This window comes from Alkalihalobacillus alcalophilus ATCC 27647 = CGMCC 1.3604, from assembly GCF_000292245.2.
Classification (GTDB): Bacteria; Bacillota; Bacilli; order Bacillales; family Bacillaceae_D; genus Alkalihalobacillus; species Alkalihalobacillus alcalophilus.
The window spans coordinates 21540-37464 of record NZ_ALPT02000029.1 but is presented as its reverse complement, the minus strand read 5'-3'; the positions used below and the strand labels follow the sequence as shown (position 1 = coordinate 37464).

Here is a 15925-nt window from a genome sequence, read left to right as displayed (position 1 = left end):
GTCAGGCCTTTTCCGTTGTAACAAAAGTAAGACGTCATTGACAAAAGAGCAAAATTTAATCAAACTATTCAAATAAGTGATAGTCGGAGGGCCTATTCTTTTTTTCTTACTGCGCAATTTATCCGTTTTGTGTGATAGTGCGTTCGCGCTTTTCAAACGTGTCAAGGGCATTTGTTTAAGAGCTTCTATTCGCTCTGTCAGCTAGTTGAACGGGTTTTCTCGATGCGAAAGTTGAGTATTTACTATTTCGTTCTTTTATTAATTACATACAGGAAATGATAGATTTTTGTCGAATTTCTATTAACAGCTTATGTGAGTATGGTCCACTAGTCTATTTAACACTTAAGTTTTAAAAGCGGTTACATACATAAAGGAAAGCCTTTTACCCTTTGAAAATAGCGATTTTTTCATTGTTTTCAAAGTTGAATTTCTCATGTTCAGAGCGGGCACTTAATGTTGACAAAGCTAGTTGATTCACCTCTGACATTTAAAATAAGTCATGAGGGAGAGGGGTGAAAGACAATGCATCGTAGTTTATGGATTAAGTTATTAATCTATGGAGGAATCGTAGGAACGATACCAGTTATTATCGTAGGCGTATTTGCGTATATACAATCAACAAGTCAAGCGGAACAAAGAGTAGAGAATGAAAAGATGGAACTAATTCGACAGGTCCAATCGAATATTGAACAAGTCTTAACCACCGTTCATCATTCTTTAAATAATACGATTGAATCGCCTACAATGGAAACTGCGATACGTCGTCCGCTTTTAGCGGATGATTTTATCGTTTATCGAGACTTGCGCAGTCAACTTATTAAACTGCAGTCCTTTGATACAAAAGTAGAAGAGACGATCGTTCTAAATAATGATCAAAATTGGATAGCGACCAATCAAGGAATCAAACGCTTTAATGAGCACCCTGACTATGAACGATATTTAACTTATTTTGATTTGCCATATGATACAACCTGGCAACTACTTGAAACAGATTCTTTTGAAGAAAAGATCATTCGGCGTAATTGCCCTTATAGCATTAGTTTAATTAAAAAGCTCCCAGCACGGATGAGTGATAAATTTGGACTAGCTTTTGCCAATATCCCAATGTGTAGCATTCGTGATTTATTGGGGAGTGAGGGTGTCAGCGATGAACTGATGATTTTAGATGAAAACAATCGAATCATCGTTCATTCAAATGATGATGCTGTCGGAAAAACGTTGGCAGAGATAGGCTTTTCTGAACCTGAATGGGAAGAAGGGGAAGAAGCAGGTCGTTATATTGTCGATAATGATCATGAGTCTTATGCCCTTACGTACTCAACCTCAGGATTTTCAGGGTGGAAATATGTTTCAATCACATCGATGAAAGAGCTATTGAGTGAATCTAGAAGCATTGGTTGGTTTACTTTTTATGTTGTATTAACGATGGTGGCGATTACGGCGCTTGTCGTCTGGGCTTTTACGAATAAGCTTTACTCACCTGTTCAAAAGCTGGTTTCATCGATTAATCAAAAAGGGAATCGAGTGACTGGTGAGAAAGATCGAACCGAGTTCCAAGTGATTGAAGATCATCTTCAAGAACTTTTTTCGTCCAAATCATCGCTTGAACAAGAGTTAAGCATTCATTCCCAGCAATCATTAATGTTATTTATTATTCGCTTATTTCAGGGGCATTTTTCAGAAGAGGAAATGAAAGAACGATTAAGGCTTTACGAATTAGAAGAACGAATGTCGTCTTGGAATTATTTAAGTGTGTTAGCGATTCATTATGAAAAACCAGGTGAGGAAGAAGACCAACAAGAAAAAGAACTAAGAACATTTGCGATCCGCAACATTGTGGAGGATACAGTTCCTGAACCATATCGTTTGCCAGCCGTTTGGGTGGATGATTTACTTGTTTTGTTAATTGGATTCACTGAGCACGAGGATGGAGAAGGGGAAAAATCGGTTTATTATTGGAGTGAGCAAATTAAATCGTATACACAGCGATTTATAGAAGCAGAGGTCAGTATTGGGATCAGTGCACCGTTTACAGATTTACCGCGGGCAAGTATCGCCTTTATGGAAGGAAAAGAAGCATTAACGCATCGACTTAAGTTTTCAGAAAATGTGATTATTAATTATAAAAGTATTGAAGCGAAAGAAAAGGCGACCATTTATCAACATCCGACTCAGATTGAGGAAGAGTTGCTGCTTTCGATACGGTTGGCCGATAAAGAACGTGTTGATCATTTGTTTGGCTCTTGGCAACAAGAAGTGATGAAGGAAGGGCATAGTATTGGTGAAGTGCAAGTTTCCTATATGCATCTCCTCAATAAGCTATTGCGGTTATATCAAGAAAGTGGCATGAAGCGCGCGGAGATTCTTTTACAAGAAAATGTCCTTTATCAAGAAGCATTGATGATTCGTAGTCAGGAACAGATGAAGCATTGGTTTGAGGTTCAATTACTTAATCCTTTAATCGCGGCTTTTAATGAAGTCAGTGAATCTCAATTTAAAAATCTCTCAGAAAAGATGATTGATTATATTCATCAGCATTATGACCAAGCGATTACGTTAGAGCAATGTGCTGCTGACTTACATTATAATGCTAATTATTTAAGCAGCGTATTTAAAGAAGGAACAAAAATGACCTTTAGTGAATATGTAACTCAATACCGATTATCAAAAGCGAAAGATTGGTTAGTGAATTCTGGTAGGTCGGTAAAAGCGATCGCTGAGGAACTTGGATATAATAATTCACAAAACTTTATTCGCTCCTTTAAAAAGTTGACAGGAAAAACGCCTGGTCAATATAGACAGGAAAAGCAAGCGGATTAACAGCTCATTTTGGGGCTGTTTTTTCGTTTGTTCAGATAAAAGAATAGTAGGACGAATATATTTGATTCCGTGACATCTTAAAGTTCGACATAAAAGGTGGATATAACACGAGTAATCATTCTATCAGATATGGCTGAATAGCCTGATAAATCAAGGTTTTCTGATAAGATGATTATTCAAGAAAACGATGGAGAAGGATAGAATTGAAACATAGATAGATAAGTTTTTACAAGTAGAGATTTCGGAGAGGACGCAACGTAATTTAATAAAGGTGGGGGTTTATTGATGAAGAGTTGGAAAAAGTGGTGTCTAGGAATTGGTTTATTAATCACCTTAACAGTTATTGCAGCTTGTGGTGGAAACGGTAATGGTAATAATGAAAGCGTTTCCTCAGAGACTGGTGGAGAAACGGCAAGTGATGAACCATTTAAATTTTCAATCATGGCAAACTTGCACACAGCTGAAGTTCCAGATAAAGCTGTTCAAAACTTATTAGAAGAAGCAACGAACACAGTAATGGATATTCAATGGGTACCAGACAATAACTATGAAGAAAGATTAAACACAGCATTTGCAACAGGGTCACTTCCTCAAGCCGTTTATATGAAAAACCAAACAACATATAACCAGTTTAAAGACGCGATCAGAGATGACCAGTTTTGGGAAATCGGTCCATACTTAGATGAATTTCCGAACTTACAAAACTTAAAACCAGAAGTTATTGAAAATACGATGGTCGATGGTAAGGTTTATGGCCTTTATCAAGGACGACCATTATCACGCTCAGGCATCATTTATCGTAAAGATTGGGCCGATAATCTTGGGATTGAAGCACCTACAAATGTAGAAGAATTTATGGAAATGGCCAGAGCGTTTACAGAGGATGATCCAGATGGCAACGGTCGTGACGATACATTCGGCTTAACAGACCGGAGCGACTTAGTATATGGTGCCTTTAAATCAGTATCCTCTTGGTTTGGAACTCCAAATGGTTGGGGTGAAAAAGATGGACAGCTTTTACCAGAATTTATGTTTGATGAGTATATGGAGACATTGGAATTTTTTAGAGAGATGCATTCTAACAAATTTATGAACCAAGATTTCCCTGTAACAAGTAAAAATGACCAACAAGCACTCTTTAAAAATGGAACAGCCGGTATTTATGTAGGTTCTATGGGTGATGTTGTTTCTTTATACGCCGAGGCTTCACAAATTAATCCTGATCTTGTTTTTGATGTTCATAATTATGTAGAAGGTCCGAACGGAGAATATAATATTTGGGCTATTCCTGGGTATGGAAATTTAGTTATTTTCCCTAAATCAGCTGTACAAACAGAAGAGGAACTTAAAGGGATTTTATCTTTTTATAATCAATTAATGGAACCAGAAAATGCGAACTTAATTTACTGGGGAATTGAAGGCGATCACTACACAGTAGATGGTGACCGTGCTGTTCCTAGTGAGGATACTCAACGTACAGACCGTGAAGTGAAACCATACCAATCGATTGAAATTGGAGAGGCAGACACAAATGGTCGTTACCTTGGAAAGAGTATGTATGATGTGAAATTAAAAGCGGATGAGTTAGAAATCGATAATGAGCAATATTTGATTCATGATCCGACAATTACACTTGATTCGGCAACAGAGCAAACTCATGGTGAGCGCTTACAACAAATTATTAATGATGCCACATACCAATATATCCTTGGTCAAATTGATGAAGCTGGTTTTGAGAATGCGATTCAAACATGGAAAACACAAGGTGGAGAAAACATCATAAACGAGTATAACGAATCTTATCAGCAATAAATCATGGAAGTTGGGACAAAACAAAAGGGTTTAACCGAGAGTCCGAACCATACACAACCTTAGCAGAAGAAATAGACGTAGACTCCTGTGGGAGAAGTGAAATACGGGAGACCCCTCAAGCGTTGCGAGGAGGCTCCCGGTTCACCCTCTATTGCTGTGGGTATGGAGCTGGCGGAGTAAAGCTAACTAATGTAACCATGCTTAAACTATCATTAAGTTCAGATTTCTCATTAGTAAGAAACCTTTTGTCCCAAACTTTTTATAACGAATCATTTTATGAGTTATTAATCTGTAAGAAAAGAGGTGTGCTATGGACAACCCGATAGTAGTGGAAAAAAAGAAACCAATGCAGACAAAACCAGAAAAAAGAAATGAATTATGGAGAAAAATTGTTAAGAATAAATGGATTTATCTAATGATTGCTCCAGGTATTCTCTATTTCTTTATATACAAATACATACCAATGTATGGGTTGGTCATTTCTTTCCAAGATTATAAACCTTACTTAGGAATTTCAGGCAGTGAATGGGTTGGTTTCGAGCATTTTCGTCGCTTGTTTGCCGATCCGGATTTCTGGATGATTTTCCGAAATACATTGATGTTATTTGTTTTACAAGTGCTTATTGCTTTCCCAGTACCGATTATTTTAGCTCTTATGTTAAATGAGTTAAGAAGTCGTTGGTATATGAGAAGTATTCAAACGTTGATTTATATCCCGCATTTTATGTCATGGGTTGTTATCGTATCGATTAGTTATGTGATGCTAACACTTGACGGTGGTATTATTAACAGTATTTTAAGAGCATTACAATTTGACCAAGTGAACTTCCTATTAAATCCAGATTGGTTTAGGCCGATGTACATTATTCAAATCATTTGGAGAGAAGCTGGTTGGGGGACGATTATTTTTATTGCTGCGATTGCCTCGGTTGATCCGCAACTGTATGAAGCAGCGAAAATGGATGGGGCAAGTCGTTTACGACAAATGTGGCATATTACGATCCCGGCGATTCGAAGTGTCATCATCGTTCTGTTAATTCTGAAAATTGGAGATGTACTTGAACTAGGTTTTGAGCATGTCTATTTGCTCCTAAATGCCTCAAACCGTGAAGTAGCTGAGATATTTGACACATATGTGTATACAGCTGGTTTAAGACAAGGTCAATTCAGTTATAGTACGGCGGTTGGTTTCTTTAAGGGGTTTGTTGGACTTATCCTCGTAGTTGGGGCCAACTGGTTAGCAAAAAAATACGGCGAAGAAGGCGTTTATTAGAAAGGAGGCATTTTAAATGGTTGGGGACAAAACGATATCCAGTCGATTATTCAATGCCACAAATATGTTCATACTTGGCGTCATTGCCTTGCTTTGTATTTTACCCTTTATTCATGTCATTGGGAGCTCCTTTGCAACAGGTGCAGAGATTGCTCAGCGAAGCTTTTTACTCTTTCCGACACAATTTAGTTTAGATGCTTATCGTTATATCTTTTCAACGGATACGTTAATGCGTGCGTTAGGTGTATCGATTGCTGTGACACTCGGTGGAACGCTTTGGAGTATGCTATTTTCCGTTCTTACCGCATATGGATTGTCACGTAGAGATTTAGTTGGTCGACGTTTTATTATGTTCTTTATCGTCTTTACGATGTTGTTTAATGGTGGGATGATTCCAACTTTCTTAGTTGTTAAAGAAACTGGGCTGATTGATTCATTACTAGCGCTTATTATTCCAGTGACGATTAATGCCTTTAATATGATCATTTTACGAAGCTTCTTTATGAACTTACCGAGTGGTCTTGAAGAATCAGCAAAAATTGATGGCTGTAGTGATTTTGGAATCTTATTCCGAATTGTTATTCCGTGTTCATTACCCGCGATTGCGACGATTTCCTTATTTTATGCGGTGACTTATTGGAACACGTACATGCACGCCATTTTGTATTTAAATGATCCGAGTAAGTGGCCAGTTCAAGTGTTATTAAGGCAAATTGTTGTCCTGGCGACGGGATTAAATTATGACGGTTCTGAATATACGAGCGTTCCGCCACCGGAAATTAGTGTGAAAATGGCCGTAATCGTTGTAGCCACATTACCAGTTTTACTTGTCTATCCATTTTTACAAAAGTATTTTGCCAAAGGTGCCTTAATTGGTTCGATGAAAGGTTAAGCATTTATGCATGAGGTTGATCGTTTTTTGCAAAAGCTTTATCAAAAAGAGTCGAGGACCGTTGTGGGGAAAAAGGAACGGAAGGCATACCTTCAAAAAACGGTCGGTACGTTTGAACCACCAAAAGATGTGGAAGCTAAATTGCTTTGGAAACAGGTGAGACATCGATATGTAGAAAAGGCTTATGTACTCCCAACGACGAATGGGCTGCAACTTTCCTTTCGGTTATTAGAACCAAAGCAAAAAAAGGACGATTCACCGGTAATTATCGCCTTACATGGACATGGAAAAGGGGCGAAGGAAGCACTCGATCCAAATACGATTCATAATGGTTTTGCCGAGACATTAGTGGATCGAGGAGCGACTGTTCTTCTCCCTGAGCTTATTGGATTTGGAAGTCGGAAACAAGAAAAAGAAGAAGGGGAGAATAGTTGCTATACGCTAGCCTCTCATCTCTTATTATATGGAAAGACATTAGCTGGATTGAGAGTATTTGAATGTCAAAGATTATTAGACTGGTATGAGCAAAAGTATCATGTCTCACAGTTTGGCTGTTTCGGTTTTTCAGGAGGCGGACTGATTGCTCTGTTACTCTCGTGCTTAGTCGAGCGAGTGAGAGCCACCGTTTTATCTGGGTACGGAAGTTTGTTAAGAGATAGTATTTTAACAAGAAGACATTGTTTGGATAATTATATTCCAAATTTACTCTTGATAGGGGAAACAACTGATTTGATTGAGCTAGTGGAACCGAGGCCGATATGGATTGAAAGTGGTCATGAGGATCAGCTATTTCCAACACAATCGATCCAACAAATGGTCGAATTACAGCACCATGTAACGTTGGAGACTTTTGAGGGGAAACATGAAGTGCATGGAGAAAAGTCGATTCCATGGTTATTGAAGCAAATGAAGGAGGAGAAATGATAAATGAAGACGTTTCAAAATCCTGTCATTCCGGGTTTTTACTCGGACCCATCCGTCTGTCGCGTGAATGAGGACTATTATTTAGTTACCTCTACATTTGAATATTACCCAGGAGTTCCGATTTTTCATTCAAAGGATTTAGTGAATTGGACGCAAATTGGTCATGTACTTGATCGACCTTCCCAATTAAATTTAGATGAAACTCCTAATTCAAAAGGGATTTATGCTCCGACTCTCCGTTATCATAATGGGCTTTTTTATATGATTACAACCTTTGTGGTCAGTCAATTAGGGGAACGCCGTAATTTTTATGTCACGGCAGAGGAACCGAGTGGGCCGTGGTCAGATCCAATTTGGTTAAAAGGGGCACAAGGCATTGATCCTTCCTTATTTTTTGATGAAGATGGGCGAGTTTATTACACAGGTAATCGCGTTCCAAAAGCAGGGCAAACGCATGCCAAGCATATGGAAATTTGGTTGCAGGAGCTCGACTTGAAAAATGGCGAACTAATCGGGGAGCCGATTGGAATATGGGATGGAGCGTTAAAAAATGCTCATGCCCAAGAAGCACCCCACTTATATAAAAAAGATGGTTATTATTATTTACTGATTGCAGAAGGAGGCACGGGTTTTACTCATGCCGTAACGGTTGCAAGAAGTAAATCAATTACCGGACCATATGAAGCGAATAAACGAAATCCGATTTTAACGCATCGCCATCTAAGCAAGGATTTTCCGATAACAAATGTCGGTCATGCTGATATTGTCGAAACACAAGACGGAGAATGGTGGTTATTTTGTTTAGCTTCCAGACCTTATGGAGGCGGTATGTTTAGGAATATGGGACGTGAGACCTTTTTAGCCCCGATGATTTGGGAGGACGGGTGGCCAGTCATGTGTCCGGATACTGGAAGGATTGAAGAAATCATGTCAGGACCTTCGTTACCAAGGGAGGAAGCCGTTGATTTCCAAAAATGTGATCACTTTGACTCAACGGAATTAGGATTGGAATGGAATATGATTCGTACACCGAGAAGTGACTTTTACTCATTAAAAGAACGTGATGGTCATTTACGTCTCCAGTTGCGACCTGAAACATTGAATGAGCAAGTCAGTCCGAGCTTTATTGGAAGAAGGCAGCAGCATAAAAGTTTCACTGTGACGACATTATTAGAATTAGATACTGTTCAAGAGGGAGAAGCGGCTGGTTTAACGTTATTCCATACACAAGAAAACCATTATCGATTTGAGCTGATTCAAAAAGAAAAGCGAATGATCCAACTCGTAAAAATGGAAAATGGAAAAGTGGATGTGGTTGCAGAAGAGGTGTTCGATGCTAGTTCCATTGAATTAAAAGTGACAGCCGATTTGCAAGAGCTTCATTTTTCTTTTCGAGGGTCAGAGGCAGGGTGGAAGCTGTTAGCGGAAAATCAAGATGGTCGTTTATTAAGTACTGATCGAGCCGGTGGTTTTGTTGGGACATATATTGGAATGTTTGCTACGAGTAATGGGCAAGAAAGTCAAAATGCCGCCGACTTTGATTGGTTTGAATATAAGGAGGAAAAACAATGACAAATGCTGAAAAAATTCAAAATCAAACACCGTTAGAATGGGGAAAAAAGGCTTCTGAAAGCATTATGAATCAATACAAACCGATTGAGATGCCACCAGCGAATCGTTGGCATTATCATCAAGGAGTCTTCTTATGTGGTGTGCATCGTATTTGGGAGATGGAAAAAGACGAACGTTATTTCGAATATGTGAAAGAATATGTGGATGACCTAATCGATGAAAACGGGAATTTTCTATTTGCTCGTGATGAGCTTGATGCGATTCAAGCAGGATTATTGTTGTTGCCTTTATATGAAAAAACAGGTGAGTTTCGTTACAAAGAGGCAGCTCGTAAGCTTAGACATTTACTAAATACGATTAACCGTAATCAATATGGTGGCTTCTGGCATAAGGACAAATATCCGAATCAAATGTGGTTAGACGGTTTATATATGGCAGGACCATTCGCCCTTGAATATGGTCGATTATTTAATGAACCAGAATTAACTGAGCTATTCCTCAGACAAGAGGCACTTATTCGTCAATATACAAAAGACGAAGCGACCGGACTTTATATGCATGCTTGGGATGCGAGTAAGCAAGTGAGCGTTTGTGATAAAGAAACAGGTAAAACAACAGAAGTATGGGGGAGAGCTCTTGGTTGGTATACGATGACCCTTGCCGATGTCATTGATTGGCTTGGTGAGGAGCATTATAAACAGCCTGAACTTGTTCATGCATTTCAAGAGTTAATGAGCAATTTATTAACATATCAAGATGGAAAATCTGGTCTTTGGTACCAAGTCGTTGATAAAGGGGACCAGCCAGACAACTGGTTAGAAAGTTCTTGCACGAGTTTATTCGTTTATGCCTTAGCAAAAGGGTATCGCCTTGGATTGTTGGACGAAGCAGCATATAAGAAGGCAGAAAAAGGATTGGCAGGAATTATTGAGCATTCTATTGAAATCGATGAAAAGGGCGAATTGTTATTAAAGGATATTTGTATCGGCACCTCTATTGGATTTTATGAGGATTATGTGACGAGACCGACGAGTGTGAATGACTTACATGGAGTAGGAGCGTTTGCTCTTGCTTGTACAGAAATTGAAAAGGCACGACAAATTTAAGTAAAAGGCGGGGAAGGTATGAAGCGGTTCTTTTTTTTCATCAGTATAAGCGTAGTGCTTATGAGTTTAGGGGCATGTAATGGTACGAAAGACGAACGCCTTCATGTCATGGCCTTCTCCGATGAACTTTATGAAAAGCAGGATGTGCTAAGTGAGTTAATAGAAGATGAGAATGTTCAGTTTACCGTTTATCCAACGATTTTGGAAAGACTGATCGTTGAGCTCGCAGGACATGAGGCTGATATTCTTTTTGTAGAAGAGAGTATAACAGAACCAATGGATCCTGAAGGCCTTATTTCCTTAAACGAGGTAGATGGCACACGATTTGTTTTAAGGGATGAGGAGTACGTAGCCGGCCTGTCTTTAAATGAAATGTTTGATGGGGTTGTCGAATTAGAAATAAAGCATATGGTGGCAGTGCCGGTATACAATGAGCGGCAAACAGAAGCGTTGGCACTAGTGAAAAAATGGCATGAGGAGGAGTTACCATGGAGTTAAGTGGCATGTGGGGGAGTTTTTATCGGATATCGGTCGTGATCTCTAAAATGGCTTACGTCAATTTATTGTGGATAGCCTTTACGTTAGTTGGATTCGTTGTATTAGGAGTTGCTCCGGCAACGGTCGCTTTATTTACGATTACTCGTGATTGGGCCAAAAAGGATTGGGACCAACCGGTATTTAAAACGTTTTGGCAGACGTATAGGGAAGAATTTTGGAGAGCGAATGGGGCAGGAATAGCCTTTTTTGCTATCGGCTTTTTACTCTATTGGAACTTCACTTTATTTGCTGGAGCAGGGGTCGTAATGCTCATCGTTCGTGGCCTTTTACTCATTATTACCGTGCTATTTGGCTGTATGCTCGTTCTTTTCTTTCCTACGTATGTCAGCTTTCATTTAAAAGGATTACACCGAGTACGGGCCGCATTATTAATTGCCTGTGGTCATCCTTATCATTTGATTTTAATCGCGGTTAGTTTATTTATTCTTCAATCAATTTTTATGTTTATTCCTGGACTTATTTTATTTTTCGCAGCAGCGAGTGTTGCTTATATTATTTCATGGATTTCACACCGGATTTTTGAAGCAATGAAACAAAAACAACTTTCTCATAATGAAGCTCCTCAACATGGGTGAGCTCAGAAGGGGTGCGAGATGAAAAAAATAGTCGTTTGTGGCCTTAGTAACAGGGCCCTTAAGATGTTTATAGAGCCGATTTTGACGCGATTTTATCATGAAAATCAAGTCGTTGGTTTGTTAGATTTTGATGCGAGAAGACATGAGATTTGTGTAGAGACGTATCCAGAACTTGCTGGGGTTGGCTTTTATACCCCAGAGCAATTTGAACAAATGGTGAAAGAGACAGGAGCGACAACGGTCATTGTCACAAGCCGAGATGACACCCATGTCGATTATATCTTACGTGGTCTTGCGTTAAACCTAGATATTATTAGCGAAAAGCCAATGGTGACAACGAGTGAGGATGCAAGACGGGTGCTTGAAGCCGAACAAAATAGCAAAGGCAAGGTTACGGTTGCTTTTAATTATCGTTATAGTCCGTACCATATTAAAATCAAGGAATTAATTCAGTCAGGTAAAATTGGCAAGGTGACATCAATTGATTTAAATTGGTATATCGATACGTATCATGGCTCAAGCTACTTCAAGCGTTGGAACAGAGAACGTGCCTTTTCTGGAGGGCTTTCTGTGCATAAATCGACACACCATTTTGATTTAGTTAATTGGTGGATTGATCAACAGCCTGAAGAAGTGTTTGCTTTTGGCGATTTACATTATTACGGACAAGAAAGTGAGTTAAATCCAAGCCCTCGAGATGGCAGACATTGTGGAACATGTAGTGAGCAGCAAAACTGTTCTTATTATCGGCGCTGGTTTGGTCGTAGCGACACAACGGCCGCAAAAGACGACCATTTAATGGCGGGGCAGGATTTGGGAGCTTATACCAATTACCGTCCAGATTCCTGTATTTTTGATAGTGAAATTGAAATAGAAGATACGTATGTCGCAACCGTTAAATATAACAAAGGGGCTCTACTTAGCTATTCGATTAACTTCTCTGTTCCTTATGAAGGCTATCGTCTAGCGATTAATGGGACAAAAGGGCGCATTGAAACACAAGAATATCATGCCCCTTCTAGAACGCCATTCCCTGTTCCAGAGCAAACGATTGATTTTATCCCGCTCTTTGGCTCGAAAGAAATTATCCATGTTGTCAAAAATGAGGGTGGTCATGGTGGGGGAGACCCGTTAATTCAAGAAGATATCTTCCTTGGTCCAGACCCGGCACGTCCGTATGAAGTATTAGCAGGGGCTGAGGCTGGAACTTATTCAATCGCAGTAGGAGAAGCGGTATGGAAATCGACGAAAAGTGGTCAACCGATCAAAATTAAAAGCTTACTCACAGAAAAAGAGGAGGTGTAATGATGGACCATTTACTCATCCATGCTAATGATGATGTCCTTGTTTTGTTAAAAGACTATCAAAAAGGTGAAACGATAGAATTTAATAACCAAGTGATTACATTGAAGGAAGACGTTGCCCGTGGTCATAAAATCGCTCTTCATGAAATTCAGGTCGGTGAACCGATCCACAAATATGGATTTCCGATTGGTTTTGCTAAGGAAACGATCGAACTTGGCACTTGGGTGCATACCCATAATATAAAAACCACTCTTGATGGTACCTTAGATTATGAGTACAAACCAAATCAAGCGGCAGCTACATTAGAACTAGAACAGAAACAGACAACGAGAACATTTAAAGGTTTTGTGCGAAAAAATGGTGAGGTCGGGATTCGCAATGAAATCTGGGTGATTAATACAGTTGGCTGCATTAATAAAACGGCTGAGCTCGTCGCCCGCTTAGGCAATCAAGAAGGGTATGAAAATATTGATGGTGTCTATCATTATCCACATCCATTTGGTTGTTCGCAATTAGGGGATGATTTAAAACATACGCAAGCGATTTTAAGTAATCTCGTGCAACATCCAAATGCGGCAGGAGTGCTTGTCCTCGGATTAGGTTGTGAGAACAATTATATTGATTTATTTAAAGAGGCGATCGGTGATTATGACGCCCGGCGGGTAAAGTTTCTTTCCGTTCAAGAAGCGGCAGATGAATTAGAGGAAGCTTCAGACCTTGTGACAGAAATTGCTGAGCTTGCGAAAGAGGATGTACGGACAGAACTACCTGCTTCTAAATTAAAGGTTGGTTTAAAGTGTGGGGGATCAGATGGTCTTTCTGGTATTACCGCAAATCCACTTGTCGGGGCGTTTTCCGATCGTTTGATTGCCCAAGGTGGGTCGACGATTTTAACAGAGGTTCCTGAAATGTTTGGAGCAGAGACGATTTTAATGAACCGTGCCGCAGATGAACAAGTTTTTACCGATATTGTGGAAATGGTTAATGGTTTTAAGGACTATTTTATTAGACATGGGCAAGTTGTTTATGAAAATCCTTCACCTGGTAATAAAAAAGGTGGGATTACAACACTTGAAGAAAAATCGCTCGGCTGTGTACAAAAAGGTGGCTTTGCCCCGGTAGCGGATGTTTTGCCATATGGAGGGCGTGTTCGAAAAAATGGGCTGACACTCGTACAAGGACCAGGGAATGATCTCGTTTCGGTCACAGCACTTGCCGCAGCTGGCGCTCATATTGTGTTGTTTACAACAGGAAGAGGGACACCATTTGGCGGTCCAGTCCCGACGGTAAAGCTCTCGACCAATACTCCGCTTTATGAGCGTAAGAAAAATTGGATTGACTTTAATGCTGGAGAATTAGTAGAAGGAAAAGAGCTAAATGAGTTGGCTGATGAATTATTAACATACGTCCTTCAAGTCGCTTCAGGAGAAATCACGACACATAATGAACGCAATGGCTTTAAGGAAATTGCTTTATTTAAAGATGGAGTTATTTTGTAAGCGGGAGGCCAATATGGATAAAACGGAAACAAAACGATTAACCAAAAAAGCAGTGGATTTAGATTTTGTGCAAGGCAATGAAACGATTGTACAAATTGGTGAAGGGAATTTTATGCGTGGCTTTCTCGACTGGATGTTCCACCAACTTCATCAAAAGGGATTATATGATGGAACGGTTGCCACGATTCAACCGACCCCGCACGGGAAGATAGTTCCAGTATTACAAGCACAAGATGCTTTATACACGACCATTTTACGTGGCAAGTTAGACGGCGAAATCGTCGATGATGCGGAGTTAATTCAATCGATTTCTAGAGGGATTAATCCGTATAGTGATTGGGAGGAAGTGTTAAAGCTAGCTTATTCCCCACATGTGAAATGGATGTTTTCTAATACAACGGAAGCTGGTCTCGTCTATCAAAAAGAAGACTATGAACGAGGGAAGTCCCCGCTGTCGTTTCCAGGGAAGGTAACCGCCTTTCTATATGAACGCTTTCTCTATTTTGATGGAGCCCATGAGGCTGGGATAAATCTCGTTCCATGTGAATTAATTGAGGATAACGGCCAAGTCTTAAAACAAATCGTCGGACGAATCGCTTTTGATTGGGAACTATCCGATGCCTTTATGAAGTGGGTCGATGAGGCGAATATTTTTTGTAATACATTAGTTGATCGGATTGTGACAGGTTTTCCGCGTGGGGAGGAGGATGTTTGGGCTAAAAGGCTGGGATATGAAGACCATTTATTGACGGTTGCAGAACCTTACCATTTATTTGTGATTGAACCTGAGCGCCCAATTGCTAATGTTTTACCGTTTCAAGAAGCTGGCTTAAATGTGAAGTGGGAAAATACGGCTCAATATCGTGAGCTCAAAGTTCGTTTATTAAATGGGTTGCATACGATGATGTTTGCTGCTTGTTATTTGGCAGGAGAAACGACCGTGAGCGGGGCACTAGCCAATCCGAAATTAAGACGGTTTATTGAAACGGGGTTAAAAGAGGAGTTGTTGCCAGTCGTTGAGGCGGAGGAAGTGGAAAAATTAGCGTACGCTGAAACAGTATTGGAACGATTTGAGAATCCATTTTTAGCCCATCAATTAACCGATATTGGGATGAATGCGATTTATAAATTTCAAACGAGACTTCTCCCGACATTAGCCGCTTACGAGCAGCAAAATGCGGAGCCAAAACGTCTATTATTTAGTTTAGCCGCCTTGCTTGTCTATATGAAACCAGTTGGAAAAGAGGGAGCCTTTTTAAAGGGAGATTCTGGTGGGGCGAGTTATACGATTCGTGAAAATGAAGGAACGATGAGCTTATTAGAAGAGCAATGGTCAAGCTTCGATAACAGCTCCCAGTCACTTGAAGAGACAGTTTCTTTATTGCTACAAGCAGAAGAGCTATGGGGACAGGATTTAAGTCGCTATCGTCAACTAGTTAGTCTATATGTTGACGCTTTATTAAATAAAGGAGCCTTGGCGGTTATCGAAAGTTTGTAGAATGATAGGGGAAGAGTGTTTAAAGGACTTGAAGTCGTTTGAGACAGGGAAGTCCGTAGCAAGGGAATGGGAAAGGCTCTGGCTCCTTGGT

General features: G+C 39.9%; 12 protein-coding genes. All 12 read left to right on the top strand.

Annotated features, from left to right (window positions below; all coding sequences use genetic code 11):
• Positions 1 to 522 precede the first annotated feature (522 nt).
• Positions 523 to 2820, top strand: coding sequence for a helix-turn-helix domain-containing protein (locus tag BALCAV_RS09570; RefSeq protein WP_003322040.1), 2298 nt, complete (start codon positions 523 to 525; stop codon positions 2818 to 2820).
• A gap of 285 nt (positions 2821 to 3105) precedes the next feature.
• Positions 3106 to 4632, top strand: a complete 1527-nt coding sequence (locus BALCAV_RS09565; RefSeq protein WP_003322039.1) for an extracellular solute-binding protein — start codon at positions 3106 to 3108, stop codon at positions 4630 to 4632.
• A gap of 310 nt (positions 4633 to 4942) precedes the next feature.
• A complete protein-coding gene (locus BALCAV_RS09560; protein WP_003324374.1) occupies positions 4943 to 5905 on the top strand; it encodes an ABC transporter permease in 963 nt (320 codons plus the stop codon).
• Between the two features lie 16 nt (positions 5906 to 5921).
• The gene (locus BALCAV_RS09555; protein ID WP_003324375.1) at positions 5922 to 6797 is read left to right on the top strand and encodes a carbohydrate ABC transporter permease; all 876 of its coding nucleotides are present in this window, start codon (positions 5922 to 5924) and stop codon (positions 6795 to 6797) included.
• 6 nt (positions 6798 to 6803) lie between these two features.
• On the top strand, positions 6804 to 7721 hold the full coding sequence (locus BALCAV_RS09550) for a dienelactone hydrolase family protein (RefSeq protein WP_003324376.1): 918 nt from the start codon (positions 6804 to 6806) through the stop codon (positions 7719 to 7721).
• Between the two features lie 3 nt (positions 7722 to 7724).
• Positions 7725 to 9293, top strand: coding sequence for a glycoside hydrolase family 43 protein (locus tag BALCAV_RS09545; RefSeq protein ID WP_003324377.1), 1569 nt, complete (start codon positions 7725 to 7727; stop codon positions 9291 to 9293).
• Entirely contained in the window at positions 9290 to 10399 is a 1110-nt protein-coding gene (locus BALCAV_RS09540; RefSeq protein ID WP_003324378.1) for a glycoside hydrolase family 88/105 protein, read from the top strand. Before BALCAV_RS09545 ends, BALCAV_RS09540 begins: the two co-directional genes overlap by 4 nt.
• An 18-nt stretch (positions 10400 to 10417) precedes the next feature.
• Positions 10418 to 10897, top strand: coding sequence for a hypothetical protein (locus BALCAV_RS09535; protein ID WP_003324379.1), 480 nt, complete (start codon positions 10418 to 10420; stop codon positions 10895 to 10897).
• Positions 10888 to 11532 carry a YesL family protein gene (locus BALCAV_RS09530; RefSeq protein WP_003324380.1) on the top strand — a complete coding sequence of 215 codons (645 nt, stop codon included), beginning with the start codon at positions 10888 to 10890 and terminating at the stop codon, positions 11530 to 11532. Before BALCAV_RS09535 ends, BALCAV_RS09530 begins: the two co-directional genes overlap by 10 nt.
• A gap of 18 nt (positions 11533 to 11550) precedes the next feature.
• Complete coding sequence (locus BALCAV_RS09525) at positions 11551 to 12837, top strand: Gfo/Idh/MocA family protein (RefSeq protein ID WP_003324381.1); 1287 nt, start codon at positions 11551 to 11553, stop codon at positions 12835 to 12837.
• 2 nt (positions 12838 to 12839) lie between these two features.
• Entirely contained in the window at positions 12840 to 14336 is a 1497-nt protein-coding gene (locus BALCAV_RS09520) for a UxaA family hydrolase (protein ID WP_003324382.1), read from the top strand.
• Between the two features lie 13 nt (positions 14337 to 14349).
• Positions 14350 to 15834 (top strand): tagaturonate reductase, encoded by a 1485-nt coding sequence (locus BALCAV_RS09515; protein ID WP_136445992.1) that lies wholly within the window; start codon positions 14350 to 14352, stop codon positions 15832 to 15834.
• The last annotated feature ends 91 nt before the right edge of the window (positions 15835 to 15925 follow it).

Bases quoted from the DNA above. Each gene is read 5' to 3' on its own strand.
- BALCAV_RS09570 (WP_003322040.1), top strand. From the start codon at position 523: ATGCATCGTAGTTTATGGATTAAGTTATTAATCTATGGAGGAATCGTA.
- BALCAV_RS09565 (WP_003322039.1), top strand. From the start codon at position 3,106: ATGAAGAGTTGGAAAAAGTGGTGTCTAGGAATTGGTTTATTAATCACC.
- BALCAV_RS09560 (WP_003324374.1), top strand. From the start codon at position 4,943: ATGGACAACCCGATAGTAGTGGAAAAAAAGAAACCAATGCAGACAAAA.
- BALCAV_RS09555 (WP_003324375.1), top strand. From the start codon at position 5,922: ATGGTTGGGGACAAAACGATATCCAGTCGATTATTCAATGCCACAAAT.
- BALCAV_RS09550 (WP_003324376.1), top strand. From the start codon at position 6,804: ATGCATGAGGTTGATCGTTTTTTGCAAAAGCTTTATCAAAAAGAGTCG.
- BALCAV_RS09545 (WP_003324377.1), top strand. From the start codon at position 7,725: ATGAAGACGTTTCAAAATCCTGTCATTCCGGGTTTTTACTCGGACCCA.
- BALCAV_RS09540 (WP_003324378.1), top strand. From the start codon at position 9,290: ATGACAAATGCTGAAAAAATTCAAAATCAAACACCGTTAGAATGGGGA.
- BALCAV_RS09535 (WP_003324379.1), top strand. From the start codon at position 10,418: ATGAAGCGGTTCTTTTTTTTCATCAGTATAAGCGTAGTGCTTATGAGT.
- BALCAV_RS09530 (WP_003324380.1), top strand. From the start codon at position 10,888: ATGGAGTTAAGTGGCATGTGGGGGAGTTTTTATCGGATATCGGTCGTG.
- BALCAV_RS09525 (WP_003324381.1), top strand. From the start codon at position 11,551: ATGAAAAAAATAGTCGTTTGTGGCCTTAGTAACAGGGCCCTTAAGATG.
- BALCAV_RS09520 (WP_003324382.1), top strand. From the start codon at position 12,840: ATGGACCATTTACTCATCCATGCTAATGATGATGTCCTTGTTTTGTTA.
- BALCAV_RS09515 (WP_136445992.1), top strand. From the start codon at position 14,350: ATGGATAAAACGGAAACAAAACGATTAACCAAAAAAGCAGTGGATTTA.